This is a genomic window from Litoreibacter roseus, assembly GCF_009811795.1.
Lineage (GTDB): Bacteria > Pseudomonadota > Alphaproteobacteria > Rhodobacterales > Rhodobacteraceae > Litoreibacter > Litoreibacter roseus.
In genome coordinates this window covers 753,506-776,671 of the sequence record NZ_BLJE01000001.1, presented here as the reverse complement: position 1 = coordinate 776,671, position 23,166 = coordinate 753,506, and the positions used below count along the sequence as shown (strand labels likewise).

The following is a 23,166-nucleotide window of genomic DNA, read 5'->3' as shown; positions in this document are numbered from 1 at the left end:
GGAAACCATGAAATTTTTGACAGGCACAGCTGCTATCCTGGCCGCCACAACGTCGCTCGCATCGGCTGGTGGGTTGGATCGCTCCTCGCAAAATATCAATATTCTGTTTGAACGCGGCAATTACGTCGAGCTTAGCTTCGGCTTCACAGATCCGTCGGTTGATGGCACAGACACATCGCCGTTCAGCTCTGCATTCGGTGAGTCCATCGGCAACACCGGTAGCAACTTCACAACAGCTGGTTTCGGATTGAAGTACCAGTTCACGGACAAAACGTCTTTCGCTCTGATCATTGACGAGCCCTATGGCTCCGACGTGACCTACCCGGGTGACAACACCACAGCACTCGGTGGCACGGAAGCCATCGTTGACAGCTATGCCGTAACTGGTATCGCGCGCTACAAATTCGACGACAATTGGTCGGTCCATGGTGGTCTGCGCTACCAAGAGATTTCGGCGAACGTGACGCTGTCTGGCGCCGCCTATGGTGGTCTCAACGGCTACAATGGTGCATTCGAAAGCGACGGCGCCTTTGGTTATCTGATCGGTGGTGCTTACGAGCGTCCTGACATCGCACTGCGCGTTGCACTGACGTATAACTCCAAGATCACCCATGACCTGCGCACGACGGAGACCATCAACGGTATCGGTGTGAACCTGATCAACCCGACGCTCGCCGCACGCAGTGAAACCGAAGTGGAAGCGCCAGAAAGCATCAACCTGGACTTCCAGTCCGGTATCGCACCAGACACCCTGCTCTTCGGTAACGTGCGCTATGCCAGCTACGAAGACACGGTCGTCTCGCCGATTTTCTTCGACGCCGCGGTTGAGCCAACAATCGAAAACACAAGCCTGACAACAATTGAGGACAGCACGGACGTGTCCCTCGGTGTCGCGCGCCGGTTTAATGAAAACTGGTCCGGTTCGATTGCTGTGGGTTGGTCCAGCAAGGGTGACGATGACCTCGTCTCGCCGCTGGCACCGCGCAATGGCTCTCAGTCGATCACGCTTGGTGCCCGTTACGAACAGGACGCAATGGTGATCAGCGGCGGCATTCGCTATACCGCTCTGGGTGACGCACGGCCAGAAACTGGTACACCTGATGTTGAACGCGCTGTCTTCGAAGACAACAGCGCCGTATCGGTCGGCGTTCGCGTCGGCTTCCGGTTCTAAGTCACTCAACTGAACATGCAGCGAAGCGTCCTGCCCCTTGGGGCGGGGCGTTTTTTTATTGGCATTGCGCACATTTCGGGTCGTGAGGTCCATTGACCTGCGATATGCCCACACGAATGGTAGATCAGAAAACACTCAGCACGCGGGCTTGGGCGGAGCTTCTTCTTCTGTCGGTCATATGGGGCGGCTCCTTCCTGTCAATCCGGTTTGCGTTGGACGAAGTTCCGGTCCTGACGGCCGTTGCGCACAGGGTCTTCTGGGCAATGCTGGTTCTTTGGGCGTATGTCCTGATCCGCAAGATGACCGTTCCAAGAACCGCACGCATCTGGACCGCGTTTCTGGTGATGGGTCTCTTAAACAATGCGATTCCGTTTTCACTGATGGCGTGGGGACAGCTTCATATCGAGACCGGTCTCACTTCTATCCTGAATGCAGCCACTGCGATTTTTGGGGTGATCGTTGCAGCTGCGGTGTTTGCCGACGAACGGATCACCCCGCGCCGAATACTCGGGGTTGTCTTGGGCTTTCTGGGGGTGGCGACGGCAATCGGCCTGGAAAACCTCGCGCAGTTTGACATCCGTTCTACCGCACAACTGGCCGTTCTGGCCGGGACGCTGTCCTATGCTTTCGCCGGCGCATGGGCACGCAAGACCCTCAGCGACCTGGCACCGCAGGTGGCGGCTGCTGGGATGTTGACAGGATCAACGCTTGTTTTGATCCCGCTTTCCGTTTTCATTGACGGCCCGCCGGACTTCTCACTCAGCGTCAAGGCTTGGGGTGCAATCGGGTATTACTCCATCATCGCAACGGCCGTCGCCTACCTCCTCTACTACCGCATACTCTCAGTTGCAGGCAGCGGAAATCTGATGATCTGTACACTTTTGGTCGCCCCTATTGCCATCCTTCTGGGTGCGATCGTATTGGGCGAAGAACTTCAGCCGCAGGCCTATTTCGGTTTCGCATTGCTCGTGGCAGGGCTGATGGTGCTGGATGGTCGCATCTTCCACCTGATGCGTCGACGCCCACTGGCCTGACCTCCAGCTCGCGGCTAAAGATCGGGCCAAAGGACCGTTCTTATGCGCCACACTTCACTGCTCTATCCATCCGCTGACGCCTGGCGCGCTGCTACGGCCAAGCGCGTGCTGTTTTTCGGCATGTCAGGTTTGGGAAAAACCCATATAGCCAACATGCTGCGCGACAGTGGTGAGTGGTTTCACTACTCGGTCGATTACCGGATCGGCACGCGGTACATGGGCGAGCATATCGTGGACAACTTCAAAGCCCATGCGATGCAGGATCCGTTTCTCGCAGAACTTTTGCGCACCGACAGCATTTACATCGCCTCAAACATTACATTCGACAACTTAGCCCCCCTTTCAACGTATCTGGGCAAGCCGGGAGATCCCGATAAAGGTGGCCTCAGCTTTGCGGAGTACCAGCGGCGTCAGGCCCTTCATCACGGGGCAGAGGTGGCCGCCCTGATAGATACAGCGCATTTCATGGACCGCGCCAACAGGCTTTACGGGTACGATCATTTCGTGTGCGACAGCGGCGGATCTATTTGCGAGGTCGTCGATCCTGAGAATCCAGACGACCCCGTTTTGAAGCAACTTGCGGCGACGCATCTGATGGTGTGGATCGAAGGCAGCTCAGACCATACGGCCGAACTGGTCCGGCGCTTCGATAAGGCACCAAAGCCGATGTGCTACGCGCCTGAGTTTTTGGAGACCTCTTGGACGACTTATCTGACAGAAAACAACCTGTCAGAGCGGGAGGTCGATCCCGACAGTTTCATCCGCTGGACCTACGCGCGCGCCTTGGCTCACAGGCAGCCCCGCTACGCCGCCATGGCAAAAAACTGGGGGATTTCGGTGCCCGCCGCAGCTCTTGCTGAAACCCGAAGCGCCGCCGATCTCGACCAGTTGATCGTGCAGGCCCTTGGCAACGGCTGACCGGCTGGCTACCTAGGCCTTTCGCAACAAGGACGAAAGACCATGCCCATCACCCTTCCAGCCTCCCTTCCAGCCTATCAAGTGCTCAAGGATGAAGGCGTTATGGTCATGGATGAAGGTCAGGCTGCTCGTCAGGATATTCGCCCCTTGAAAATCGGGCTTCTCAATCTGATGCCCAAGAAGATCCAGACGGAAAATCAGTTTGCCCGATTGATCGGGGCCACGCCGTTGCAGATTGATTTGCACCTCATCCGTATGTCCGAACATCAGACCAAGAACACCGCTGCCGCCCATATGGCGGAATTTTATCGCCCGTTTCAGGAGGTGAAGACCGAGAAGTTCGACGGACTGATCATCACGGGCGCCCCCATTGAGCATCTGCCCTTTACCGACGTCACCTATTGGGACGAGCTTGTCGAGGTAATGGACTGGACCCAGACGAATGTGCATTCAACCTTCGGCGTGTGTTGGGGCGGAATGGCTATGATCAACCACTTCCACGGCGTCGACAAACATATGCTGGATGCGAAGGCATTCGGCTGTTTCCGCCACGCCAACCTTACGCCAGCCTCGCCTTATCTCAACGGGTTTTCCGATGACTGCGTGATCCCGGTCAGCCGCTGGACAGAGATGCGGCAAGACGAAATTGACGGAGCAGGTCTGACAACCCTTCTGGGCAGCCAAGAGGTCGGGCCATGCCTGGTTGAAGATGCCAAGCGGCGCGCGCTCTATATCTTCAATCATTTCGAATACGAAAGCGGCACGTTGAAAGAAGAGTTCGACCGTGACCATGGGGCTGGTGAGCCGATTAACGTGCCCTTAAATTACTATCCCGATGATGATCCCTCGAAAACACCGCTCAACCGCTGGCGATCGCATGCACATCTTCTATATGGCAACTGGGTCAACCAGATCTATCAAACGACGAATTTCGATATGGATAAGATTGGTCAGTAGAATGGTACGTTCTTACCTCTTGCCAGGTTTTTTGATCACAGCGCTTGCGGCATGCAGTGCGGCTGTCGGGTCTCAGGATACCGCATTTTCCGAAGGTGAGAGAGGTCAGATTTTGGACGTAAATGGTACTCAGGTTCATGCGGTGGTCGAGGGCAGCGGCCCGGACCTGATCCTCTTTCACGGGGCCGGCGGCAGCCATCGCGATTTCACCTTTTCGATGGTCGATAAACTTAAAGACGATTTCCGGGTGGTTGTGTTCGACAGGCCGGGACACGGCCTTACCGAGCGCATTGATGCGCGTGCCGGCGACGGGGAAAGCCTTGCGGAACAGGCGGACCTTCTGCACAGCGCAGCAGAGATGCTGAATGTATCGAATGCAATTGTGGCCGGACAAAGCTTTGGCGGCGCCTTGGCCTTGAACTACACCCTGCGCCATCCGGACGACGTGGCGGGTGTCGTAGCGATCTCGGCCGTATCAAATCCTTGGCCAGGGGAGTTGGACGCATGGTACCGTGTGAATGGGACATGGCTCGGACAAAACGTTCTCATTCCAATCATATCTGTTTTCGCAACCCGCAACCGGGTGGAAGGCACCTTGGAAGGTGTTTTTGAACCCGACCCGGTACCGCCCGGATACATCGACCATATCGGCGTGGATCTCGCGACCCGCCCCACGCAGCTTCGCGCGAATGTCCAGCAAATCAACAGGTTGTTGGGTGATGTGAAAGCGCAAGTTGGTCAGTATGATCAGATTGATGTCCCGCTGGAAATCATTCATGGCACCGCTGACAGCACCGTTCCTTTTGATGTTCACGCTGATCCCTTATCGACGCAGGTCAAAGGCGCGCGACTGACCGTGCTGGAGGGGACAGGGCATATGCCGCATCACGCTGAAGAAGCGCAGGTGGTCGAAGCAATCCGGCGGGCGGCAAAACGCGCTGGTCTGCTCTAGGCAAACGGGCCATAGTGGCGAACACACCCGACGACAGTCTCGTTCGACCACGCCGAAGGATCGCCATATGTCTCTGCCCTTTGACGGCGCAATAACTGATTTCTACAAAACGAAGGCGCCGGATCACATTCGGGAAAGCATTGCAAAGGCCTCCAAGAAAGAGGTCTTATCCGACACCTATCCTTACGACGTTCGGATGAAGCGTGACGCGTATGACAACACGATAGCGCTGCTGCAAATTGAACTGGTCAAACTTCAGCGCTACCTGACAGAAAATGGCAAACGTCTATGCCTCGTGTTCGAAGGCCGCGACGCCGCGGGCAAAGGTGGCACAATCCGCAGGTTGCGCGAAAACCTCGCCCCGCGGGTGGCCCGTACGGTTGCTCTTTCAAAGCCGACCGATCACGAAAAAGGTCAGTGGTACTTCCAGCGCTATACCGCCCATATGCCAAGCTCCGGGCAGATCACGATTTTTGACCGCAGTTGGTACAACCGCGGCGTTGTTGAGAAGGTGTTCGATTTCTGCACGGATGAGGAGCGAACGCTCTTCTTCCGGCAGGCTCCTGAGTATGAACGGATGCTCACGCAGGACGACATCGTGCTAGTCAAGTTCTGGCTCAATGTCGGGCGCGCGGAGCAGTTGCGCCGCATCATGTCGCGGGAGCGTGACCCCCTCAAACAATGGAAACTCAGCTGGATCGACGTGGAAGGTCTGAACCGCTGGGACGCCTACACAGACGCGATCGGCGAAACACTTCACATGACCCATTCGGATCATGCCCCATGGACCATCGTCAGATCAGACGACAAGCGGCGCGCGCGCATCGCCGCAATCCGGCATGTGTTGCAAATGTTCGATTATGACAAGCGCAACGACGATGTCGCCATCGAACCCGATCCGACAATATGCGGGAGCCCTGCGATCTGGGATGCCTAAACGCGGCTATCATCATGGCAATCTCAAACAGGCGCTTGTTGAGTCCGCGCTGAAACTGATTGAAGAAAAAGGACCGACGGGATTCACTGTCGCCGAGGCGGCCAAGCGCGCAGATGTGACACCTGCCGCCGTTTACAGGCATTTTGACGGCCGCGAAGCCCTGATCGCAGAGGCGGCACTTCAAGGGCATCGCATTTTCGGCGATCTGATGGAACACGCCTACGCAGATGGCAAGCCCACTGCATTGGCTGCTTTCGAGGCGACGGGTCGGGCCTATCTGGCCTTCGCACGGAAGTTTCCGGGGCATTACATGGCGATGTTTGAAAGCGGGCTCAGCATGCAGGTCAATCCAGATCTTGCGGCTGCCGCGGCGCGATCTCGGGGCGTGCTCGAAAAGGCTGCGACAGAGCTCAGCATGCACATTCCAGAAGACAAACGCCCGCCTGCCACGATGTTCTCCAGCCATATCTGGGCCATGAGCCACGGTGTCGTGGAGCTGTTTGCGCGGGGTAATCCAGGCGCGCAGGCCCCATTTCCACCAGAGGACTTGTTGGAAACAGGTATTGGTATCTATCTTAGGGGGTTGGGCTTGATCCGTCCCGACAGCTAGTGTGCCAGATCGCCAAGTGTGGCGGCTTCCTGCCCTTTGACCGACAGCCGGGCGGACTGGCCGAAGCTATCGGGCCAGAACCGCAGATCAGGGAACAAGCCGTAGAGCTCTTCACGCTGGTCGGTGTCGAGACCGCCCAACGTCACAGCACCCGGATGGAAGCTCTCACACGCGGCGCATTCGGCATAGATGATCTCATGCTGATCAAACAGAATGTGGAAATACTCGATCTCACCGCCAGACCGTACGTAGACCCTGTCCGATGTCGTCAGATGTTTTGCTGCGACAAGGATTTCTGTCTCACCGAAGAGAAGTTCTGCCTGCCAGCCGCGCAGAAGAATGCGATGCTGAGGGGAGACAACCAGATCCCTTGTATTCTGGAACATCCCCTTGCCGATCACAATTGGCGCATGGTCCCCTTCAGCTGCCACACGTGTTGATCCGACCCACCTGATCGGTTGCGGGCCGCGATCTTGGGTCATTACCTCTTGACCTGCGAACAAAGCCTCAACAGCGACATGCCCGTCTGTCGTTTCAATGAGCGTGCCGCGTGCAAAACAGGCAACCATGGTCGAGTAAGGCTGTGTCGCGACAACACTGAAGTTGGAGATTGAGATTACGTCGCCTTCGCTGACCGGTATCGTCAGGGCATAGCCGACAAAGTCATTCCCACTTGTCCCGCCGACAGTCACATAAAGAAGACGACCGATCTCTCCGGTGGTGTTGTTGATGATACGCGACTCCGCGGCGTTGTAGATCGTCTCCCCCGTCGTACCGAGCGTCGCGCCGTCCACCACCAGATTTTCTGTAAGAAACTGGTTCAGGTTAGGATCCTGCACCTGACCGTTGTTGCTGCGATCGTCGTCAAAGTTTCCCTCGTCATCGCTGACCCGCGCGACAGATGGCTCTCCGGCCCCGACGAGAAAATTTCCGCCGTTAACGGCATTACTCAGGCTGCCTATGCCCAAATCAGAGTTTGACCATATGAAGAAATTCGGCATCGCGCGCCCCCACACTCGAACTGTTTCAGCCCTGTGGGCTTGGTAAACAAAAGCCTGCGAAGATCTTAAGATAAGGTTAAGGACGGCCGCCGGAGGGTCAGAAAAGACGAGACGATCAGCGAAGTCGCGAAAACGAGCCGAACGCCGGATCTTTTCCTGCTAAAACCTGCTGATCTAGATGAATAGCTCACAAAAAAAGGCCGCCCCACGGGGCGACCCACTGAATATCTACGTTGTGGTAGAAATCAACGCTTGGAGAACTGGAAGCTCTTACGTGCTTTGGCCTTACCGTATTTCTTCCGCTCCACAACGCGGCTGTCGCGTGTCAGGAACCCGGCCGCTTTCAGCGCACCGCGCAGGCTGGGGTCATAAAGCTGCAGCGCTTTTGAAATGCCGTGCTTCACTGCACCAGCCTGACCGGAGAGACCACCGCCTTTGACGGTCGCAAACACATCGAACTGGTCTTCTGTGCCAGACACCGTGAACGGCTGGCGCAGGATCATCTGCAAAACGGGACGGGCAAAGTAAACGTTCTGCTCTTTGCCGTTTACCACGACCTTACCAGAGCCGGGCTTGATCCAGACCCGTGCCACTGCATCTTTCCGTTTCCCGGTCGCGTAAGAGCGGCCGAGATCGTCACGCTGTGGTTCGCGGGTGATCGCGTCGGAGACGGATTGCGCGGCAGACGTGTCAGCGGCGACAACGCCTTCAGCGACGGTATTCAACTCGTCGAGGGATTTGATTTCGTCAGCCATTCTTATGCGCTCCGCGTGTTTTTCTTGTTCTTGGATGCGACATCCAGAACTTCGGGGGATTGCGCCTCATGCGGGTGTTCGCCACCGGCATATACGCGAAGGTTTGTCATTTGCTGACGGCTCAATGGACCACCGGGCAGCATGCGCTTGACCGCCTGCATGACTACACGCTCTGGATGCGCGCTTTCCAGAATTTCCTGATTTGTGCGCGACTTGATCCCGCCCGGATGGCCGGTGTGCCAGTAGTTCGGCTTGTTGCGCTTGTTACCGGTCAGCTGGATCTTTTCAGCGTTCACAATAATAACGTTGTCGCCCATATCCATGTGGGGCGTGAAGGATGGCTTGTGCTTGCCGCGCAGGCGCATCGCAACGATAGAGGCAAGACGGCCCAGAACCACGCCCTCGGCGTCGATCAGGATCCATTTCTTGTCAATATCGCCGGGTGTAGCGGTATAGGTTTTCATTTCAGGTCCTCAAAACTTCCGTGGAGCCCCTGCTCCGTGGGATGGACGTGTTCTAAGGATTTTCAAGCGCGGGTCAACACCACTGAACTTCAAAAAATTATTTAAAATCAGAGGGTTGAAAATAAGGTATAATAATACCCCATTTTAAACTTCAATTTCCGAGGGTGGCTTGTCCAAAAGGCCTCTTAACCGACCGATGGCAGCTTCGAAACACTTGATATCGACCTGCCCATTCACGGCAATACGTACAGCGTGGGGCGCGCGGTCTTCCATCAGGGTGAAATCATCAGCGCTGCGGATCAAGACACCGGCCCGCTCAGCAGCGCTGCAAAAGGACCCGGCACGCCATCCGTTTGGAAGAGACAACCAGAGAAATGGAACGTCTGGCCGCCACCGCAGATCGTAGGATCCAAGCCCATTCACCGCGACCTGCACCAAAGCCGCGATCTGATCCTGCATTGCGCGGTTCAGATCGGCGATGTTCGGGCTGGACAGCAATTCGGCCGTCAGTTCGGTCAAGGGCGTTGCGATGCCAAAAAAAGAATATTGCGCCGTCCGCCGCAACTCGGCAGCCCGTGGGGATGGCGCGATCGCATATCCCAGCCGTAAGGACGGGGTCAGCAACTTCGAGATGGAGGACACATACCACGTCTGGCGCGGCAACAAGGCCCGGTAGCTGGGAAGATCGCTGTCGCGCAGCGCATAGCAATCATCCTCCAGTATCTGGACCCCATGATGCTGCGCAACATCCGCAAGTGCTTTGCGCCGCTCAAGGCCCGTCCGGTGCGCCGTCGGGTTGTGCACCTCGGGACTGGTACAGAAAATCTGGGCATCATGGGCACGACAGGCCGCATCCAGTGCACCCGGCCGCACGCCGTACTCGTCCGAGGCCAGCCCGACTATTTTGGCCCGCTGCAGGCGGGCTGCATGTCGAAACCCTGCATAGGTCAAATCTTCCGCCAAAACCACTGGCGCCGCCCCCTTGAGCACGGTTTGCAGGATGAGCGTGATCGCATTCTGGCCACCATAGGTCAGCACTACATCATCGGGCGTAGTGCGGCCCAATAGCTTTCCGGCGCTCCACTCCAACACGGCTTCACGCGCAGGCAAGTCGGTCTTGGCATTCGGATACCCCATCAAGAGCCCGTCCTGCATGTGAGATATCTTGCGCAGCGCGGACCGAACCGCCTCGATCTGACCCACATCCGGCAGTTTCGGGGACTTCAGGCTTACAACCTCGGGCCAGTCCTGCACCTGCGCAACGGCCCGCTGTTTGGCGACGAACGTACCGCGACCCACGGTTGCCTCAAGCACCCCCGCATCGACCAGTTGCGAGAAGGCCCGCGCGACTGTGCCCGGCGTGATACCCAGATGCCAGGCGACCTCGCGCACCGGGGGCAGTTTTTCGCCCTCCTCCAACTGACCATTCGAGATGCCCGAACGGATCGCATCCACAATGATCTGGTACTTCGGCACAGACGTGTTCGTCAGGTCAGGAAACCAAATTGTATTCATAACAATCTTTCGTTGGACCGGTACAATGTAAATTTGTATCACACAAATGTAGTCAATTCGCTACATTGTATCAATACAATTCTGGAGACCAGTCCCATGGCACTGTTATCACTGTCGCATCACGCCCAACTCTCTGCCTTGTCAGCGCGCAATACACTTGCCCTGCTGCCCCGCGCGGCGGTGGCCGTCGCGTATGTGCTGATGAAATGGGATGAGGCCTGCCGAACCCGACATACGCTAAAAGGTCTGACAGATCATGAGCTAAAGGATATCGGCCTTACGCGAGATCAGGCGATGTCCGAGGCCGACAAACCGTTTTGGCGCCTTTGAGCGCAATCCGAAACCTCTTCACTGGCCGGGCACTCTGCCCGGCCTTTTTTATGTAGATTTGTCGGATGGCGGGATCGAGTATGTCAGGGAGGCCCGTGCGACGGGGACGTCCTCCGTCCCTTCCGAGAACAACCGCCCTTCACAAACCGCCAAAACACGACCCAGTTTCAACAGCTGCATCCGGCAGAGCAATCGCCCGGGCCCGGGTTTGCGCATGAAATCAATGGCGCAATTTGTCGTAACGGCCAGTCCAACCGGTCCGATCATCGACAGGATGGCGAAATAGGCGGAAACATCGGCAAGTGCGAACATTGACGGGCCAGAAACCGTCCCGCCCGGACGCAGATGTTTTTCGCTCGCTGACAAGGCCATGACCACTTCTTTTGGCGCGATGGAAACAAATTCGAAATCGCCAGCAACCTGCGGGAAAGCGTCGTCCAGAAAGGCCTGAAGCTCCGCGATATTCATTTTCAGTTCCATGTCTTCCCCCTGCCGGTTCCCCCCGGTACTCTTTGTCAAAGTGGGAGGAAATGACAAGATGACCGACGAACTTCTGATACGCGAGGATGCCGATGGGGTCGCTCATCTGACGATGAATGCGCCCGCCAAGCTGAACGCGCTGTCTAATGCCATGCTTGGCGCGCTTCAAAACAGCTTCGACGCAATCTCACAGGACACATCCGTCAAAGCCGTGATCCTAAGCGGCGCGGGGAAGGCGTTTTGTGCCGGCCACGATCTGAAGGAAATGACTGCCGCGCGGCAATCCGAGGATGGTGGCAAGGCTGCGTTCACATCGCTCTTTGACACATGCGCGAGAATGATGCTGACGATCCAGAAGATGCCGCAACCCGTCATAGCGCAGGTGCATGGCATCGCAACGGCGGCAGGGTGCCAGCTTGTCGCTTCTTGCGATTTGGCAGTCGCAGCAGAGGGCACGCGCTTCGGGGTCAATGGTGTCAATATCGGTCTTTTCTGCTCGACCCCGATGGTCGCGCTCAGCCGCAACATTCCCCGCAAGCAGGCGTTCGAGATGCTGACAACCGGCGAGTTCATCGAAGCAACCCGCGCCCGCGAGATGGGGCTGATCAACCGCATCGCCAAGCCAGACGCCCTGGCGGAGGAAACCCGCGCTTTGGCCGAACACTTGGCGACAAAGTTGGGTGCTGCAGTTCGGATCGGCAAACGCGCGTTTTATGAGCAAGCTGAGATGTCGGTTGAAGAGGCCTACAGCTACGCGAGCGCAGTCATGACGGAAAACATGGGGTTTCGTGACACGGAAGAGGGCATCGCGGCTTTTCTTGAAAAGCGCCCGCCCGATTGGAAAGACTAGCTGCCGAGGATCACTCGCACGTAATTCTTTGTTTCGCGGTAAGGTGGAATGCCCCCATGGCGCTTCACCGCGCCGGGGCCTGCATTATAGGCTGCCAGCGCCAGACGCCAGCTGCCGAACTCGCGGTACATCTGCTTGAGATAACGCGCACCACCTTCGAGGTTTTGCTCGGGATCTGTAGGATCTACGCCAAGATTGCGTGCCGTTGCAGGCATCAGCTGGGCCAGACCGAGTGCCCCTTTGTGAGACCGTGCATTCGGCTTCCACCCGCTTTCCTGCTGAACCAATCGAAGGAACAAATCCTCAGGGATGCCGTATTTCCGCGCCTTCGCTTTGGCCGTCGCAAGGTAGGCCCCGCGGTAGCTGCCCGTGTATCTTGGGACAGACGCAGGCGCACTGCTGTCAAGCTTCGGGCGCAGCTTGCCTGACGCCTTGTATTGCGAGGAAAGACGGCCATCCAAGAGCCGAGCCTGACTTGCGAAGATATTCGCCCGGGAACTGGTGGACCCAGCCCCTTTCAGACCTTCCGTGATACCTGATGTCGGCATCATTAAACCAAGTGCGCTCAGCGCCACACCCAATGCCAAAGACCGCATACCCAAAATCACCCCTGCGCGTTTGGACAGGACTATACTGAATTTGAGACCTATGACCAGAGTTCTGCGTTCCCCCAGACGTGTTTGCCTTCTATTAACCACGGACGCATAACAGCAAAGCAGACAAGAAAAGATTCGGGAGAGTTCAGCCATGGCCGGTTCGGTAAACAAAGTCATCATTATCGGCAATCTGGGGCGCGATCCAGAAGTCCGCACGTTTCAGAACGGTGGTAAGGTCTGCAATCTGCGCATAGCGACATCTGAAAACTGGAAAGACCGCAACACCGGCGAGCGGCGCGAGCGGACAGAATGGCACTCGGTCGCAATCTTCTCCGAACCTTTGGCGCGTGTGGCAGAGCAATACCTGAAGAAGGGGTCCAAGGTGTATATCGAAGGCCAGCTTGAAACCCGCAAATGGCAGGATCAGTCCGGTCAGGATCGCTACTCGACCGAGGTCGTTCTGCGTCCTTACACATCCACACTTACGATGCTTGACGGCCGAGGTGAAGGCGGTGGCGGCATGGGCGGAGGTGGTGGCTACGGCGGCGACGCCGGCGGCTACGACAGCGGTCCGTCAGGTGGCGGCTATGACAGTGGGCCGTCGGGCGGCGGATCTTCCAGCGATATCGACGACGAAATCCCGTTCTAGGACGCAACCAGACCCGTTATGATGAACGGTCCGACAATGCGTCGCTCAGAACCGCTTTTACCACATTTAAATCAACAGCATCGGTGACAAAGGCCTCGCCGATGCCCCGCGCCATGATAAAGCGCAACGTACCATCAACCACTTTTTTGTCCTGCCCCATCAGATCCAGCAGATCCGGCGCCGGGGGCAGCGGCCCGTCAATGTCGCTAAGATCGGTTTTCATACCCATGTCCTTGAGGTGCTGACGCACCCGACTTGGATCTTCCTGGGCACATAGACCCGACCGCGCAGACGTCTCGAAAGCAAGCGCGCACCCGATCGCCACGCCCTCCCCGTGAAGAAGCCTATCGGAATAACCTGTCGCGGCCTCCAATGCGTGACAGAACGTATGACCTAAATTCAGAAGCGCGCGATCCCCCTGCTCGGTCTCATCGCGAGCGACAATATCAGCTTTCATCTGACAGGACTTGCGAATGGCCTCGGTCCGAAGTTGTACATCGCCCGCCGCAAGCGCTAGTCCGTTTTCCTCCAGCCATTCGAAAAATGCGCTGTCGCCCAGAAGGCCGTATTTCACCACTTCGCCGTAGCCCGCCAGAAAATCGCGCGGCGTGAGCGTGGACAGCAAATCAACATCCGCCAGAACAAGGCTGGGCTGGTGAAACGCGCCCACAAGATTTTTCCCATGCCGCGTGTTGATCCCGGTTTTGCCACCGACCGAACTGTCCACCTGCGCCAGAAGCGATGTGGGCATTTGCACAAACCGGATGCCTCGCCGCATGATCGCGGACGCGAACCCGACCAGATCACCGATCACGCCACCACCGAACGCAATTGCGATGTCCCCGCGCTCTATCCGTTGATCGAGCAGCCATTCAGTCACCTTGGTGAGGTTATCCCAGCTTTTCGTACTTTCCCCGGCGGGCAGCACAAGCGACACCATCTCGATCCCGGCAACAGACAGACCGTTTTCCAAAGCCTTGAGATGTAGCGCTGCGACCGTCTCGTCGCTGACAACGGCCACCCGAGGCCGCGACAGAAGCGGCGCGATATAAGACCCAGCGGCGGCCACAAGCCCGGTACCGATTTCTATGGTGTAGGACCGCTCGGCGAGTTTTACGTGAACCTGCTCTGTCATATCGCCTTCTCCGTGACCACACGCGCCTCTTTCAGGCAGTTCAGGACGGCATCCGCCATTTGCTGGATTGAGTAGGAGGCCTGCGCTTCCACCACCAGATCTGCCAGCGCATAGATATCCTGCCGCGCCTCGAAAATCTCTTTCAACGTGCCGTAAGGGTCGTCAGTTTGCAGCAAAGGGCGCGTGGTTTTGTGGCGCACCCGTGACCAGAGCAGCGCCAGGTCAGCCTTCAGCCAAACCGCCGTCCCACGGTCTTGGATCATCTGGCGATTGACCGGGCTGAGCCACGCACCGCCCCCCGTCGACAGAATACAAGGCGCGCCAGACAAAAGGCGGTCCAGCACCTCGCTTTCGCGTTTACGAAAGAACGCCTCCCCGTCGCGGGCGAAAATCTCGGCAATCGACATGTTCGCAGCCGAAACAAGTGCCTCATCGCTGTCAATCAGCTCGACATCAAGCAGCTTGGCCAGCGCCGTGCCGATCGCGGTTTTCCCTGCCCCCATCATGCCGACAAGAACAACAGGCTTCTGCAATGTGTCGGGCGTGGTGGGCATCGTCTCGCTCAGTCAGAAAATTCCTGAAAGCAATGGCGTGAAGTCGCCGAGAATACCATATATAAAATAGATTAAACCCGTTACGGTGGCGGGGAAAAACACGATCAAAAAAACGGGCAGGCAGTATGGTGCGGTTCTTTAAAATTATGGTCTTTCTCCTCGTAACAGGATTTTCAGCAATCGTGGGCTATGCCTACTTTGGTGATCTCGCCCCCAATCAGGTTGAGATAAACCAACCGGTAGAGTTTGATGTTGACTAACACTTCCCGACTGCTGGGCCGAACCTTTGGACTGGCAGCGTTCTTGCTGTCTGGACCAGCTTTTGCTCAAGCAACGGCCGAGGGACCGCCGCTGTCGGCTATCGGCTGGCTGTCGGACACAATTGCAATTCCGGCACGTCTTGGACCGCGCGAGTTGCCGGATCAAACGCGGGCAGTGACGGCAACCTCGGCGACACCCGCCCGGATAAACACGGTTCCTCTTGGACAAACCAATGCAGATGCTGTCGGCCTGCTTCCACGTTCCGTTACGGGTCTGCCGGATGATTTCTGGGGCAATAGCAGTTCAGCGGAACTCGCACGGCTGATCGCGGATCTTCGGGCTGACCTGCCGCCGCCGCTTGCAGATCTCTTACGCCAGATCCTGCTCGCAGAGCTTGCGCCGCCCGTCGACAGCACCCGGGACGCCAAGTTGTTTCTTGCGCGCGTCGACCGTCTGCTTGCAACGGGTGCGCTAAACGAAGCGCGCGCATTGCTCGAACGGGCAGGCCCAACCGACCCGCGTCTGTTCCGGCGTTGGTTTGATGTCAGTCTGCTGTCCGGCCAAGAAGATCAGGCGTGTCGTCAGATGCTGGGAATCCCCGAGATCGCACCAACTATCCCGGCCCGGGTGTTTTGCCTTGCCCGTGGCGGCGATTGGTCTACGGCGGTTGCGACACTGATGGCTGCCGAAACGCTGAAAGTTATCTCGACCTCCGAAGCCGATCTTCTGGCCCGCTTTCTCGACCCCGAATTGGCAGACGGCCAGGCATTCCTGCCCGCACCGGACCGCGTCACGCCGCTCTCGTTCTTTCTGCACAGCGCAATCGGGGAACCTTTGGCGCAGGGCACCCTGCCCCGCGCCTTTGACTTTGCCTCGCTGAGCGAAACCCAAGGCTGGAAAGCAAGGCTTCGGGCCGCCGAACGTCTGAGCCGCCTGGGCGCGATCGCACCGTCTCAGTTGCTGGCCATCTATTCCGAGCGTCGCGCAGCAGCGTCGGGCGGTGTCTGGGACCGCGTCGCTGCGGTACAGGCACTGGACCGTGCCTTGTCATCGGGAACCGACGATGAAATCGTCCAAAGCGTTGCGACAGCTCGTGACATCATGCGCACCGCTGATCTTGAGCCCGCGCTTGCGCGAATGTTTGCGCCAGCGCTGATCCAAGCGCGACTCAAAAACCGCGCGGCGGATGCGGCCTTGCCAATGCTCCTGCTCAGCAATGCCTACGAGAAAACAGCCATCGCGACGCCGCTTCGGCAATCAAACCCGATTTGGTACGGGGTCGCATTGGGCGATGTTCAAACGAACGCCCCCATCGCTGATCCGCTAGAGGCCAGTATCGCGGCCGCGTTCAACACAGACGGGGTCCCGCTTGAGTTCGCAGATCTGGTGGAAGAGGGCAAACTTGGTGAAGCAGTCTTACGGGCCATCGCCATGATGCAGGACGGAACCGGCACTGACCCGAAATCTTTGGAATACGGGATCGGGCTGCTACGCTCTCTTGGGTTTGAAGACACTGCCCGCAAAATGGCGCTTCATGTGCTTCTGACCCGGGACGTCAGCTAAGGCATGTCGGCCCCCGCCCATATGGACCGGTGGGTTTCTGTCTTTCTGGACGCGCAGTCAGCCGAACTTGGCGCCTCTGAAAACACATGCCTTGCCTATGGCCGCGACCTGATCGACTTCTCGGGCTGGCTGTCTAAACGTAAATTGGATTTCACGGCCGTCGATCAGCCCTGCATCGAGCGATACCTCATTCAATGCGAGACGGACGGACTGTCGCGGGCCACCCGCGCGCGGCGCCTGTCGTCGGTCAAGCAACTCTACAGGTTTGCCTACGAAGAAGGGTGGCGCACAGACAATCCTGCGCTTCAGATCAAAGGGCCGGGTCGGGCGAAATCCCTCCCGAAGACGCTAAGCGTCGAGGACGTGGACAAACTGCTTGGTGCAGCCCAGACAACCGGACGCAGCCAGAGTGACCGTGTCCGAAACACCTGTTTGATGGAGTTGCTCTATGCGACGGGCATGCGGGTGAGTGAGTTGGTGACACTGCCCGTTGCTGCCGCGCGAGGTGATCCGCAGATGCTTCTGGTTCGAGGTAAGGGCAATAAAGAGCGGTTGGTGCCGTTGGCCCCTGCGGCGCGGGACGCGCTGGCCGCATGGATCATAATTCGCGACGAAGAGGACAGGATACGTATCTCCAAGGGGGCTAATCCTTCCAAGTTCTTGTTTCCCTCTCGGGGACAGGCCGGGCATCTAACACGGCACCGCTTCTATGCGCTTATCAAGGAACTTGCCATCGCCGGTGGGATCACGCCGAATAATGTCACGCCTCATACATTGCGGCATGCCTTTGCAACGCATTTGCTTGCCAACGGTGCAGACCTGCGCGCGATACAAACCCTGCTGGGCCACGCGGATATTTCAACAACCGAAATCTATACTCATGTTCTGGACGAGCGCTTGAAGGATCTGGTCCACAATCATCATCCGCTGAACGCGCCGTAAACCTACCGCCGCAGTTCCCGCGGCAAGATGTCTTCTGCGGGCCAGTATCCCGAGACAAGCGCCTTTTCGTAGCCCTGCGTGAGGCCCGCGTTGATCAACGCTTGCGCCGCTGCCTCGTAATCGTATGTCAGAGCGTGAAACCGGACCCCGTCGGGCGACAATACTGCATAGCGGGTCTGTGGGCGTCCGTCATGGGGCGGCATACCGATGACACCTGCATTGATCCACAGCCGCGATCCGATTTGACGCTGAAAAGCGAGGCCGGAATGGCCAGCGACGACAGCGTTAATTGGGCCCGTCTCCCGCTCGATGGCGGAGATTTCCCGCTCGAAGACGCCTTCCGCATCTGACGGCCAAATGAATCTGGAAATGTCGTTAAAACCGCCGTGGATTACGACATAGCGTGCGTCCTGGTACATGAAAGTGACCGCATCTGGCAGATCGCGAAAGCTGTCCAGATACCCGTCCAGACGCTGTGACGCATAAGGATACCATCCCCGGGATGCCAGATCACAGGCTGTGCCCTCAGAAAACCCGCAGCCGCAATCGGACGCGCCCTCCGCAATCTGGCGCTCACAGTTTCCGGCGACACAATGAACGCGGTCCACCAGTAGATCACAAACTGACGTCGGGTCCGCGCAATAGGCCACCAGATCACCGGTGCAGATTATGTTCGTTGAACTAATCCCGCGCCGCTCTGCTTCCCCCACCAGCGCCTCGGTTGCCTGAAGGTTCGAATAGGCCCCACCAAAGAGCAACACGTCGCCGTCCAACGTTCCGATATCCTTAATGCGCTTGCTCATCCCATCGCTTTCGCTTGAAGCCAGAGGTGCCGCCCCCCATAACCACTGGGTAACCAATAAAAAGACGGACGAAAAGATGGAGACCGCAGCCCCCGTGCTCGACTATGCGTTTTGGATGACCTCAGCCGCCATCATCGGATTGCTGGTGCTTTCGGCTTTTTTCTCTGGCTCTGAGACGGCATTGACTGCGGCGTCCCGCGGAAAACTCCGGTCGCAGGCCGACAAGGGGTCGCCGGGCGCGGAACGCGCCTTGAAGATCACCGAAGACAACGAGCGGCTAATCGGCTCGGTGCTGTTGGGGAACAATCTGGTCAACATTCTCGCCGCATCGCTGGCCACAGCCATCTTCACGCGGGCCTTCGGAGAAAGCGGCGTCGCGCTCGCCACGCTGGTGATGACACTTCTGGTTCTGATCTTCGCCGAGGTTCTGCCCAAGACCTATGCGATCACCAATTCCGAAACCGCCGCCGCGAAAGTGTCCGGCGTGATCTCGGTTGTTGTTCTGGTTTTTGCCCCGGTGGTGAATGCCGTACGCGTTCTGGTGCGCGGCATCCTGAAGCTTTTCGGGGTTGAGACCGATCCGGACATTCACATCCTGTCCGTTCACGAAGAAATCGCCGGGGCGCTGGCGCTAGGCCATCAGGAAGGGGTCGTTGAAAAGGATCAGCGCGACAGGCTACTGGGTGCGCTCGATCTAGCAGACCGCGACGTGGAAGAAATCATGCTCCACCGCTCGGAGATCGAAATGATCAATGTGGATGACGCTCCGGAAGATATCCTCACGCAATGCCTAGAATCCGCCTACACCCGCCTTCCGGTCTATCGCGGCGAGCAGGAAAACATCGTTGGTATTGCCCATGCAAAAGACCTGCTGCGCGCTGTGGACGAGATGGTGCGTGGTCCGGACGGGATCACCGGTGATTTGTCGAAATTCAATGTCATGGACGTGGTGCGGGAACCTTACTTCGTGCCCGAAACGACAACCCTCGACGATCAGATGAAACAATTCCTGAAACGGCACACCCACTTCGCGCTTGTGGTGGACGAATACGGCGCGCTGCAGGGACTGATCACGCTTGAAGATATTCTTGAGGAAATCGTCGGTGAGATCACGGACGAGTTCGACGATGGGGAAGAGCCAACTCTGAACGCCTCAGAGGACGGAAGCTTCCTCGTCGATGGCGCAATGACGATCCGCGATCTCAACAGACAGGCGGAGTGGTCTCTGCCAGATGAAGAAGCCAACACGGTCGCGGGGCTCGTCATCCATGAAGCACAAAGCATTCCCGATGTGGGTCAGGTTTTCTCATTCCACGGATTCCGGTTCGAGGTGGTCTCAAAGTCCCAAAACCGTCTGACAGAGTTGAAGGTACGTCCTTTATGAGTGCACGCAAAATCATTATAGACACGGATCCCGGCCAAGATGATGCGGTCGCGATCCTGCTTGCGTTGGGATCGCCCGAGCTTGAGGTTTTGGGCCTGACGGCAGTTGCCGGCAACGTGCCCCTGCCTTTAACATCGAAGAATGCCTTGATTGTGTGTGAACTGGCAAAGCGCACGGATATCCCTGTTTTCGCGGGCTGTTCCGCCCCTTTGACGCGGAAATTGGTCACGGCGGAGCACGTTCATGGAAAGACAGGTCTGGATGGGCCGCAGCTGCCAGATCCGATTATGCAGCTGCAGGATCGCCATGCTGTCGATTTCATAATCGACACGTTCAGATCAGAAGACACGGGCACGGTCACGCTCTGTCCGCTTGGCCCGCTCACAAACATCGCGACGGCCTTTCAACAGGCGCCCGACATCGTAGACCGTGTGAAGGAGATCGTCTTGATGGGCGGCGCTTACTTTGAGGTCGGCAACATCACACCCGCGGCAGAGTTTAACATCTACGTGGACCCAGATGCCGCGAAGATCGTGTTTGAAGCGGGCGTGCCGCTTGTCGTTTTGCCCCTCGACGTGACCCACAAGGCGCTCACGACCCGCACGCGGGTCGACGCATTTCGGAGCATGGGAACCGAGGTCGGCCGTATGGTCGCGGAGTGGACTGATTTCTTTGAGCGGTTCGACAAGGAAAAATACGGCTCTGAAGGTGCGCCGCTTCATGATCCGTGTGTGATTGCGTATCTGCTGAAGCCGGAGCTCTTTTCAGGCCGTAGGGTGAACGTGGAGATCGAAACAACCTCGGAACTGACCCTGGGAATGACGGTCGCCGACTGGTGGGGCGTCACAGACAAACCCGCCAACGCATTATTCATTGGCGATGTCGATGCGGATGGTTTCTTCACTCTGCTGACCGAGAGGTTGCAAACGCTGTGAGACGCTGCAGATGATAACTCCGGTTTTCGACAACCACTATGTTACCCTGCCAGAGCGTTTTTATACGCGCCTCGACCCGGTCCCTGTCGCAGACCCATCTCTCTTAGCTGTGAACGAGCCGCTTGCCGTCGAGATGGGCCTCGATCCCAATTGGCTGAAATCCGAGGACGGTCTTGCGATGTTAGCGGGAAACCAGATGCCGGCTGGCAGCGCGCCTTTGGCTCAGGTCTACGCCGGTCATCAGTTTGGCGGCTGGTCCTCACGTCTAGGCGATGGACGCGCCAACCTCCTTGGGGAAGTGCGCGGCCCAGACGGAACGCTGTGGGACATCCAACTCAAGGGATCCGGACCGACGCCCTATTCGCGTATGGGCGACGGGCGGGCCTGGCTCGGACCGGTGTTGCGGGAATACGTGATTAGCGAAGCGATGCATGCGCTTGGCGTTCGGACAACCCGCGCGCTTGCCGCCGTTGAAACCGGCGAGACAGTTCTGCGCGAGCGGGCTTTCCCGGGCGCTATCCTGACACGCGTGGCACCGTCCCATATTCGCGTCGGCACCTTCCAATACTTCGCATCGCAGAAGGACGTCGATGGTCTAGCGACGCTTCTGGCATTTGCCAGTCAGCGACACAATCCCGACTTGGCACCCGACGACGCCCTCGGGTTTTTGGCTCATGTCGTCAAGGCCCAGGCGTATCTGGTGGCACGGTGGATGGGCTTGGGCTTCATCCACGGCGTCATGAACACCGACAACACACATGTCGGCGGGATTACAATTGATTACGGCCCATGTGCGTTCATGGACACCTACGATCCGGCCAAGGTGTTCTCTTCCATCGACCAGTTTGGCCGCTACGCCTATCAGGCGCAGCCGGAAATTCTGGTCTGGAACCTCGCGCAACTGGCCTCTTCGCTGCTGCCATTGATGGGGGACGATACAAACAAATCCATCGAAGCGGCGCAGGAGGTGCTGCACGGCTTTGGCCCGGCGTACACGCAATCATGGCTGTCAATATTTCTGCCCAAACTTGGCATCGCAGGCGAGGCGGAAGGCGATATTGAACTGGTCCAAACCTTCCTGCGCTTGATGGCAGAGACCGGCGCGGATTTCACCAACACGTTCCGCGCGCTGGCAGAAGATGTCGTGCCCGCCGGCGAAGGCTTCGCCGCTTGGCGCGCGGCATGGACTGCGCGAAAAGCACCGAATGCCTCGGCCTTGATGAAGGCGGCGAATCCTGCGTTCATCCCGCGCAATCACCAGATTGACGCAATGATCGCGGCCGCTGTTGCCAGTGATCTTGGCCCATTCAAAAGGCTGATGGATGTGCTTTCGCGGCCTTTCGACGATCAGCCAGAACATTCCGATTTAATGCGCCCGCCTGCGCCAGAAGAGGAGGTGCGTCAGACCTTCTGCGGCACCTGACCGCGGGACGGCCTGTTGATCAGGACAAGGCCAGCGACGACAAAAAACAGTGCCAGAACCAGACCCTCGCTGAAGGGCTCGTCCAAAAGCGCCCACCCCAGAAAAACGCCAAACACCGGGGACAGAAATGAGAAGCTGGCCACAGACGAGGCGGGATAGATTGACAGCAGCCATAGCCAGAAAATAAATCCGATGCTGACCACGATTACGATCTGAAACGCGGCGCCCGCATAGTGGATCAGCGTCGGATCTCGTAGAAAAGGGCCAAAGAAAACCGAGACAGCCAACAGGATCGGGGCCGAGACAAGCACCTGCCAGAACAATTGCACCTCCGCCCGCATCTCCTTGAGGGAGGTCGCGCGAGCGCACAGCGCAATCCCCGCCCACGACATCGCTGCCGCAAGGGCGCAGAGATCACCGACGAGGTTTGCCTGCCCGTCGTCGCGGTTCATAAGGGCGATCGCAACACCGAGCATGGCAAGCAGGAGCCCAAGGGATTTAATTGGTGTCAAACGTTCACCGGGCAGCAAGACATGCCCGGCCAAAGCCAGCCACACAGGCATGGAATAGAAGAGGACCGACGATCTGCTGACCGTCGTTAAATCCAGCGCCGTGAACATGAAGATGAACTCGATCGCAAAGATAACCCCGATCAGGAGCGCCGCAGGTAGGGTCCGGCGCGGCACGGACAGCGGTATCTTTCGCCACCGCATCCAGATCAAAAGACAGATCACCGCACCCACAGAGCGCATTCCAGCAAAGAAAACGGGCTGAAAACCCCCATTGGTGACTTTGATGACCACCTGATTGAACGCCAGTAACAGCGAAAACCCGACAAGGGAGATCACGCCGAAGCTGTCGATCTGCTCTTTTCGCCCCATCACACCGCCCTCGCCCGTCCGTAGTTTTTCCGCTGTTAAGCGTCCATGCATCGGGTAATGTCGCGA

At 57.7% G+C, this 23,166-nt stretch carries 25 protein-coding genes; 15 read left to right on the top strand and 10 right to left on the bottom strand.

Annotated features, from left to right (window positions below):
- Positions 1-7: 7 nt before the first annotated feature.
- The 7 genes from KIN_RS03915 to KIN_RS03885 all read left to right on the top strand — a co-directional run bounded on the left by KIN_RS03915 (position 8) and on the right by KIN_RS03885 (position 6,579).
- Positions 8-1,171 (top strand): OmpP1/FadL family transporter, encoded by a 1,164-nt coding sequence (locus tag KIN_RS03915; protein ID WP_159804627.1) that lies wholly within the window; start codon positions 8-10, stop codon positions 1,169-1,171.
- Positions 1,172-1,287: 116 nt separating this feature from the next.
- Positions 1,288-2,205 carry a DMT family transporter gene (locus KIN_RS03910; RefSeq protein WP_159805352.1) on the top strand — a complete coding sequence of 306 codons (918 nt, stop codon included), beginning with the start codon at positions 1,288-1,290 and terminating at the stop codon, positions 2,203-2,205.
- 57 nt (positions 2,206-2,262) lie between these two features.
- Complete coding sequence (locus tag KIN_RS03905; RefSeq protein WP_159805350.1) at positions 2,263-3,123, top strand: ATPase; 861 nt, start codon at positions 2,263-2,265, stop codon at positions 3,121-3,123.
- Positions 3,124-3,165: 42 nt separating this feature from the next.
- On the top strand, positions 3,166-4,080 hold the full coding sequence (locus tag KIN_RS03900) for a homoserine O-succinyltransferase (RefSeq protein ID WP_159804626.1): 915 nt from the start codon (positions 3,166-3,168) through the stop codon (positions 4,078-4,080).
- A gap of 1 nt (position 4,081) precedes the next feature.
- Positions 4,082-5,032, top strand: coding sequence for an alpha/beta fold hydrolase (locus tag KIN_RS03895; RefSeq protein ID WP_159804625.1), 951 nt, complete (start codon positions 4,082-4,084; stop codon positions 5,030-5,032).
- Between the two features lie 67 nt (positions 5,033-5,099).
- Complete coding sequence (gene ppk2 / locus KIN_RS03890) at positions 5,100-5,969, top strand: polyphosphate kinase 2 (protein ID WP_159804624.1); 870 nt, start codon at positions 5,100-5,102, stop codon at positions 5,967-5,969.
- Positions 5,962-6,579 (top strand): TetR/AcrR family transcriptional regulator, encoded by a 618-nt coding sequence (locus KIN_RS03885; RefSeq protein ID WP_159804623.1) that lies wholly within the window; start codon positions 5,962-5,964, stop codon positions 6,577-6,579. Before ppk2 ends, KIN_RS03885 begins: the two co-directional genes overlap by 8 nt.
- Here the strand turns inward: KIN_RS03885 and KIN_RS03880 are convergent.
- From KIN_RS03880 to KIN_RS03865, 4 genes are all read right to left on the bottom strand, one after another.
- Complete coding sequence (locus KIN_RS03880; protein WP_159804622.1) at positions 6,576-7,580, bottom strand: Hint domain-containing protein; 1,005 nt, start codon at positions 7,578-7,580, stop codon at positions 6,576-6,578. The two genes, KIN_RS03885 and KIN_RS03880, sit on opposite strands and share 4 nt — an antisense overlap.
- A gap of 245 nt (positions 7,581-7,825) precedes the next feature.
- Positions 7,826-8,335, bottom strand: coding sequence for a 30S ribosomal protein S9 (rpsI, locus tag KIN_RS03875; protein WP_159804621.1), 510 nt, complete (start codon positions 8,333-8,335; stop codon positions 7,826-7,828).
- 2 nt (positions 8,336-8,337) lie between these two features.
- Positions 8,338-8,799 carry a 50S ribosomal protein L13 gene (rplM, locus tag KIN_RS03870; RefSeq protein ID WP_159804620.1) on the bottom strand — a complete coding sequence of 154 codons (462 nt, stop codon included), beginning with the start codon at positions 8,797-8,799 and terminating at the stop codon, positions 8,338-8,340.
- A gap of 144 nt (positions 8,800-8,943) precedes the next feature.
- The gene (locus tag KIN_RS03865; protein WP_159804619.1) at positions 8,944-10,314 is read right to left on the bottom strand and encodes an aminotransferase-like domain-containing protein; all 1,371 of its coding nucleotides are present in this window, start codon (positions 10,312-10,314) and stop codon (positions 8,944-8,946) included.
- A 96-nt stretch (positions 10,315-10,410) separates the two neighbouring features.
- Between KIN_RS03865 and KIN_RS03860 the strand changes: the two genes are divergently transcribed.
- Positions 10,411-10,644 carry a DUF1127 domain-containing protein gene (locus tag KIN_RS03860; RefSeq protein WP_159804618.1) on the top strand — a complete coding sequence of 78 codons (234 nt, stop codon included), beginning with the start codon at positions 10,411-10,413 and terminating at the stop codon, positions 10,642-10,644.
- A gap of 48 nt (positions 10,645-10,692) precedes the next feature.
- Here the strand turns inward: KIN_RS03860 and KIN_RS03855 are convergent, their stop codons facing one another.
- Complete coding sequence (locus tag KIN_RS03855) at positions 10,693-11,124, bottom strand: PaaI family thioesterase (RefSeq protein ID WP_159804617.1); 432 nt, start codon at positions 11,122-11,124, stop codon at positions 10,693-10,695.
- Positions 11,125-11,182: 58 nt separating this feature from the next.
- On the opposite strand from KIN_RS03855, the gene KIN_RS03850 reads away from it, so the two are divergent.
- Positions 11,183-11,974, top strand: coding sequence for an enoyl-CoA hydratase (locus KIN_RS03850; protein ID WP_159804616.1), 792 nt, complete (start codon positions 11,183-11,185; stop codon positions 11,972-11,974).
- Here KIN_RS03850 and KIN_RS03845 read toward each other — a convergent pair.
- Positions 11,971-12,570 (bottom strand): lytic transglycosylase domain-containing protein, encoded by a 600-nt coding sequence (locus KIN_RS03845; RefSeq protein ID WP_159804615.1) that lies wholly within the window; start codon positions 12,568-12,570, stop codon positions 11,971-11,973. The genes KIN_RS03850 and KIN_RS03845 overlap by 4 nt on opposite strands.
- A gap of 151 nt (positions 12,571-12,721) precedes the next feature.
- Here KIN_RS03845 and ssb point away from each other — a divergent pair, with 151 nt between their 5' ends.
- Positions 12,722-13,219 carry a single-stranded DNA-binding protein gene (gene ssb, locus KIN_RS03840; RefSeq protein ID WP_159804614.1) on the top strand — a complete coding sequence of 166 codons (498 nt, stop codon included), beginning with the start codon at positions 12,722-12,724 and terminating at the stop codon, positions 13,217-13,219.
- A 16-nt stretch (positions 13,220-13,235) separates the two neighbouring features.
- Here the strand turns inward: ssb and aroB are convergent, their stop codons facing one another.
- Positions 13,236-14,354 carry a 3-dehydroquinate synthase gene (aroB, locus tag KIN_RS03835; protein ID WP_159804613.1) on the bottom strand — a complete coding sequence of 373 codons (1,119 nt, stop codon included), beginning with the start codon at positions 14,352-14,354 and terminating at the stop codon, positions 13,236-13,238.
- Positions 14,351-14,908 (bottom strand): shikimate kinase, encoded by a 558-nt coding sequence (locus KIN_RS03830; RefSeq protein ID WP_159804612.1) that lies wholly within the window; start codon positions 14,906-14,908, stop codon positions 14,351-14,353. The genes aroB and KIN_RS03830 overlap by 4 nt, the downstream gene beginning before the upstream one ends.
- 249 nt (positions 14,909-15,157) lie before the next feature.
- Between KIN_RS03830 and KIN_RS03825 the strand changes: the two genes are divergently transcribed.
- Complete coding sequence (locus KIN_RS03825; RefSeq protein WP_159804611.1) at positions 15,158-16,732, top strand: hypothetical protein; 1,575 nt, start codon at positions 15,158-15,160, stop codon at positions 16,730-16,732.
- A gap of 3 nt (positions 16,733-16,735) precedes the next feature.
- Positions 16,736-17,674, top strand: a complete 939-nt coding sequence (locus tag KIN_RS03820) for a site-specific tyrosine recombinase XerD (RefSeq protein ID WP_159804610.1) — start codon at positions 16,736-16,738, stop codon at positions 17,672-17,674.
- 2 nt (positions 17,675-17,676) lie between these two features.
- Here KIN_RS03820 and KIN_RS03815 read toward each other — a convergent pair whose 3' ends face one another.
- On the bottom strand, positions 17,677-18,477 hold the full coding sequence (locus KIN_RS03815; protein WP_159804609.1) for a metallophosphoesterase family protein: 801 nt from the start codon (positions 18,475-18,477) through the stop codon (positions 17,677-17,679).
- Between the two features lie 76 nt (positions 18,478-18,553).
- Here KIN_RS03815 and KIN_RS03810 point away from each other — a divergent pair, with 76 nt between their 5' ends.
- From KIN_RS03810 to KIN_RS03800, 3 genes are read left to right on the top strand one after another with little or no spacing between them, the layout of a single operon-like run.
- Complete coding sequence (locus KIN_RS03810) at positions 18,554-19,861, top strand: HlyC/CorC family transporter (RefSeq protein ID WP_159804608.1); 1,308 nt, start codon at positions 18,554-18,556, stop codon at positions 19,859-19,861.
- Positions 19,858-20,796 carry a nucleoside hydrolase gene (locus KIN_RS03805; RefSeq protein ID WP_159804607.1) on the top strand — a complete coding sequence of 313 codons (939 nt, stop codon included), beginning with the start codon at positions 19,858-19,860 and terminating at the stop codon, positions 20,794-20,796. Before KIN_RS03810 ends, KIN_RS03805 begins: the two co-directional genes overlap by 4 nt.
- A gap of 10 nt (positions 20,797-20,806) precedes the next feature.
- Positions 20,807-22,219, top strand: a complete 1,413-nt coding sequence (locus KIN_RS03800) for a protein adenylyltransferase SelO (RefSeq protein WP_159804606.1) — start codon at positions 20,807-20,809, stop codon at positions 22,217-22,219.
- Here the strand turns inward: KIN_RS03800 and KIN_RS03795 are convergent.
- On the bottom strand, positions 22,198-23,100 hold the full coding sequence (locus KIN_RS03795) for a DMT family transporter (protein WP_159805348.1): 903 nt from the start codon (positions 23,098-23,100) through the stop codon (positions 22,198-22,200). The genes KIN_RS03800 and KIN_RS03795 overlap by 22 nt on opposite strands.
- Between the last annotated feature and the right edge of the window lie 66 nt (positions 23,101-23,166).

Coding starts and splice junctions, on each gene's coding strand:
- KIN_RS03915 (WP_159804627.1), top strand. CDS start 8: ATGAAATTTTTGACAGGCACAGCTGCTATCCTGGCCGCCACAACGTCG.
- KIN_RS03910 (WP_159805352.1), top strand. CDS start 1,288: ATGGTAGATCAGAAAACACTCAGCACGCGGGCTTGGGCGGAGCTTCTT.
- KIN_RS03900 (WP_159804626.1), top strand. CDS start 3,166: ATGCCCATCACCCTTCCAGCCTCCCTTCCAGCCTATCAAGTGCTCAAG.
- KIN_RS03895 (WP_159804625.1), top strand. CDS start 4,082: ATGGTACGTTCTTACCTCTTGCCAGGTTTTTTGATCACAGCGCTTGCG.
- ppk2 (WP_159804624.1), top strand. CDS start 5,100: ATGTCTCTGCCCTTTGACGGCGCAATAACTGATTTCTACAAAACGAAG.
- KIN_RS03885 (WP_159804623.1), top strand. CDS start 5,962: ATGCCTAAACGCGGCTATCATCATGGCAATCTCAAACAGGCGCTTGTT.
- KIN_RS03880 (WP_159804622.1), bottom strand. CDS start 7,580: ATGCCGAATTTCTTCATATGGTCAAACTCTGATTTGGGCATAGGCAGC.
- rpsI (WP_159804621.1), bottom strand. CDS start 8,335: ATGGCTGACGAAATCAAATCCCTCGACGAGTTGAATACCGTCGCTGAA.
- rplM (WP_159804620.1), bottom strand. CDS start 8,799: ATGAAAACCTATACCGCTACACCCGGCGATATTGACAAGAAATGGATC.
- KIN_RS03865 (WP_159804619.1), bottom strand. CDS start 10,314: ATGAATACAATTTGGTTTCCTGACCTGACGAACACGTCTGTGCCGAAG.
- KIN_RS03860 (WP_159804618.1), top strand. CDS start 10,411: ATGGCACTGTTATCACTGTCGCATCACGCCCAACTCTCTGCCTTGTCA.
- KIN_RS03855 (WP_159804617.1), bottom strand. CDS start 11,124: ATGGAACTGAAAATGAATATCGCGGAGCTTCAGGCCTTTCTGGACGAC.
- KIN_RS03850 (WP_159804616.1), top strand. CDS start 11,183: ATGACCGACGAACTTCTGATACGCGAGGATGCCGATGGGGTCGCTCAT.
- KIN_RS03845 (WP_159804615.1), bottom strand. CDS start 12,570: ATGCGGTCTTTGGCATTGGGTGTGGCGCTGAGCGCACTTGGTTTAATG.
- ssb (WP_159804614.1), top strand. CDS start 12,722: ATGGCCGGTTCGGTAAACAAAGTCATCATTATCGGCAATCTGGGGCGC.
- aroB (WP_159804613.1), bottom strand. CDS start 14,354: ATGACAGAGCAGGTTCACGTAAAACTCGCCGAGCGGTCCTACACCATA.
- KIN_RS03830 (WP_159804612.1), bottom strand. CDS start 14,908: ATGCCCACCACGCCCGACACATTGCAGAAGCCTGTTGTTCTTGTCGGC.
- KIN_RS03825 (WP_159804611.1), top strand. CDS start 15,158: ATGTTGACTAACACTTCCCGACTGCTGGGCCGAACCTTTGGACTGGCA.
- KIN_RS03820 (WP_159804610.1), top strand. CDS start 16,736: ATGTCGGCCCCCGCCCATATGGACCGGTGGGTTTCTGTCTTTCTGGAC.
- KIN_RS03815 (WP_159804609.1), bottom strand. CDS start 18,477: ATGAGCAAGCGCATTAAGGATATCGGAACGTTGGACGGCGACGTGTTG.
- KIN_RS03810 (WP_159804608.1), top strand. CDS start 18,554: ATGGAGACCGCAGCCCCCGTGCTCGACTATGCGTTTTGGATGACCTCA.
- KIN_RS03805 (WP_159804607.1), top strand. CDS start 19,858: ATGAGTGCACGCAAAATCATTATAGACACGGATCCCGGCCAAGATGAT.
- KIN_RS03800 (WP_159804606.1), top strand. CDS start 20,807: ATGATAACTCCGGTTTTCGACAACCACTATGTTACCCTGCCAGAGCGT.
- KIN_RS03795 (WP_159805348.1), bottom strand. CDS start 23,100: ATGGGGCGAAAAGAGCAGATCGACAGCTTCGGCGTGATCTCCCTTGTC.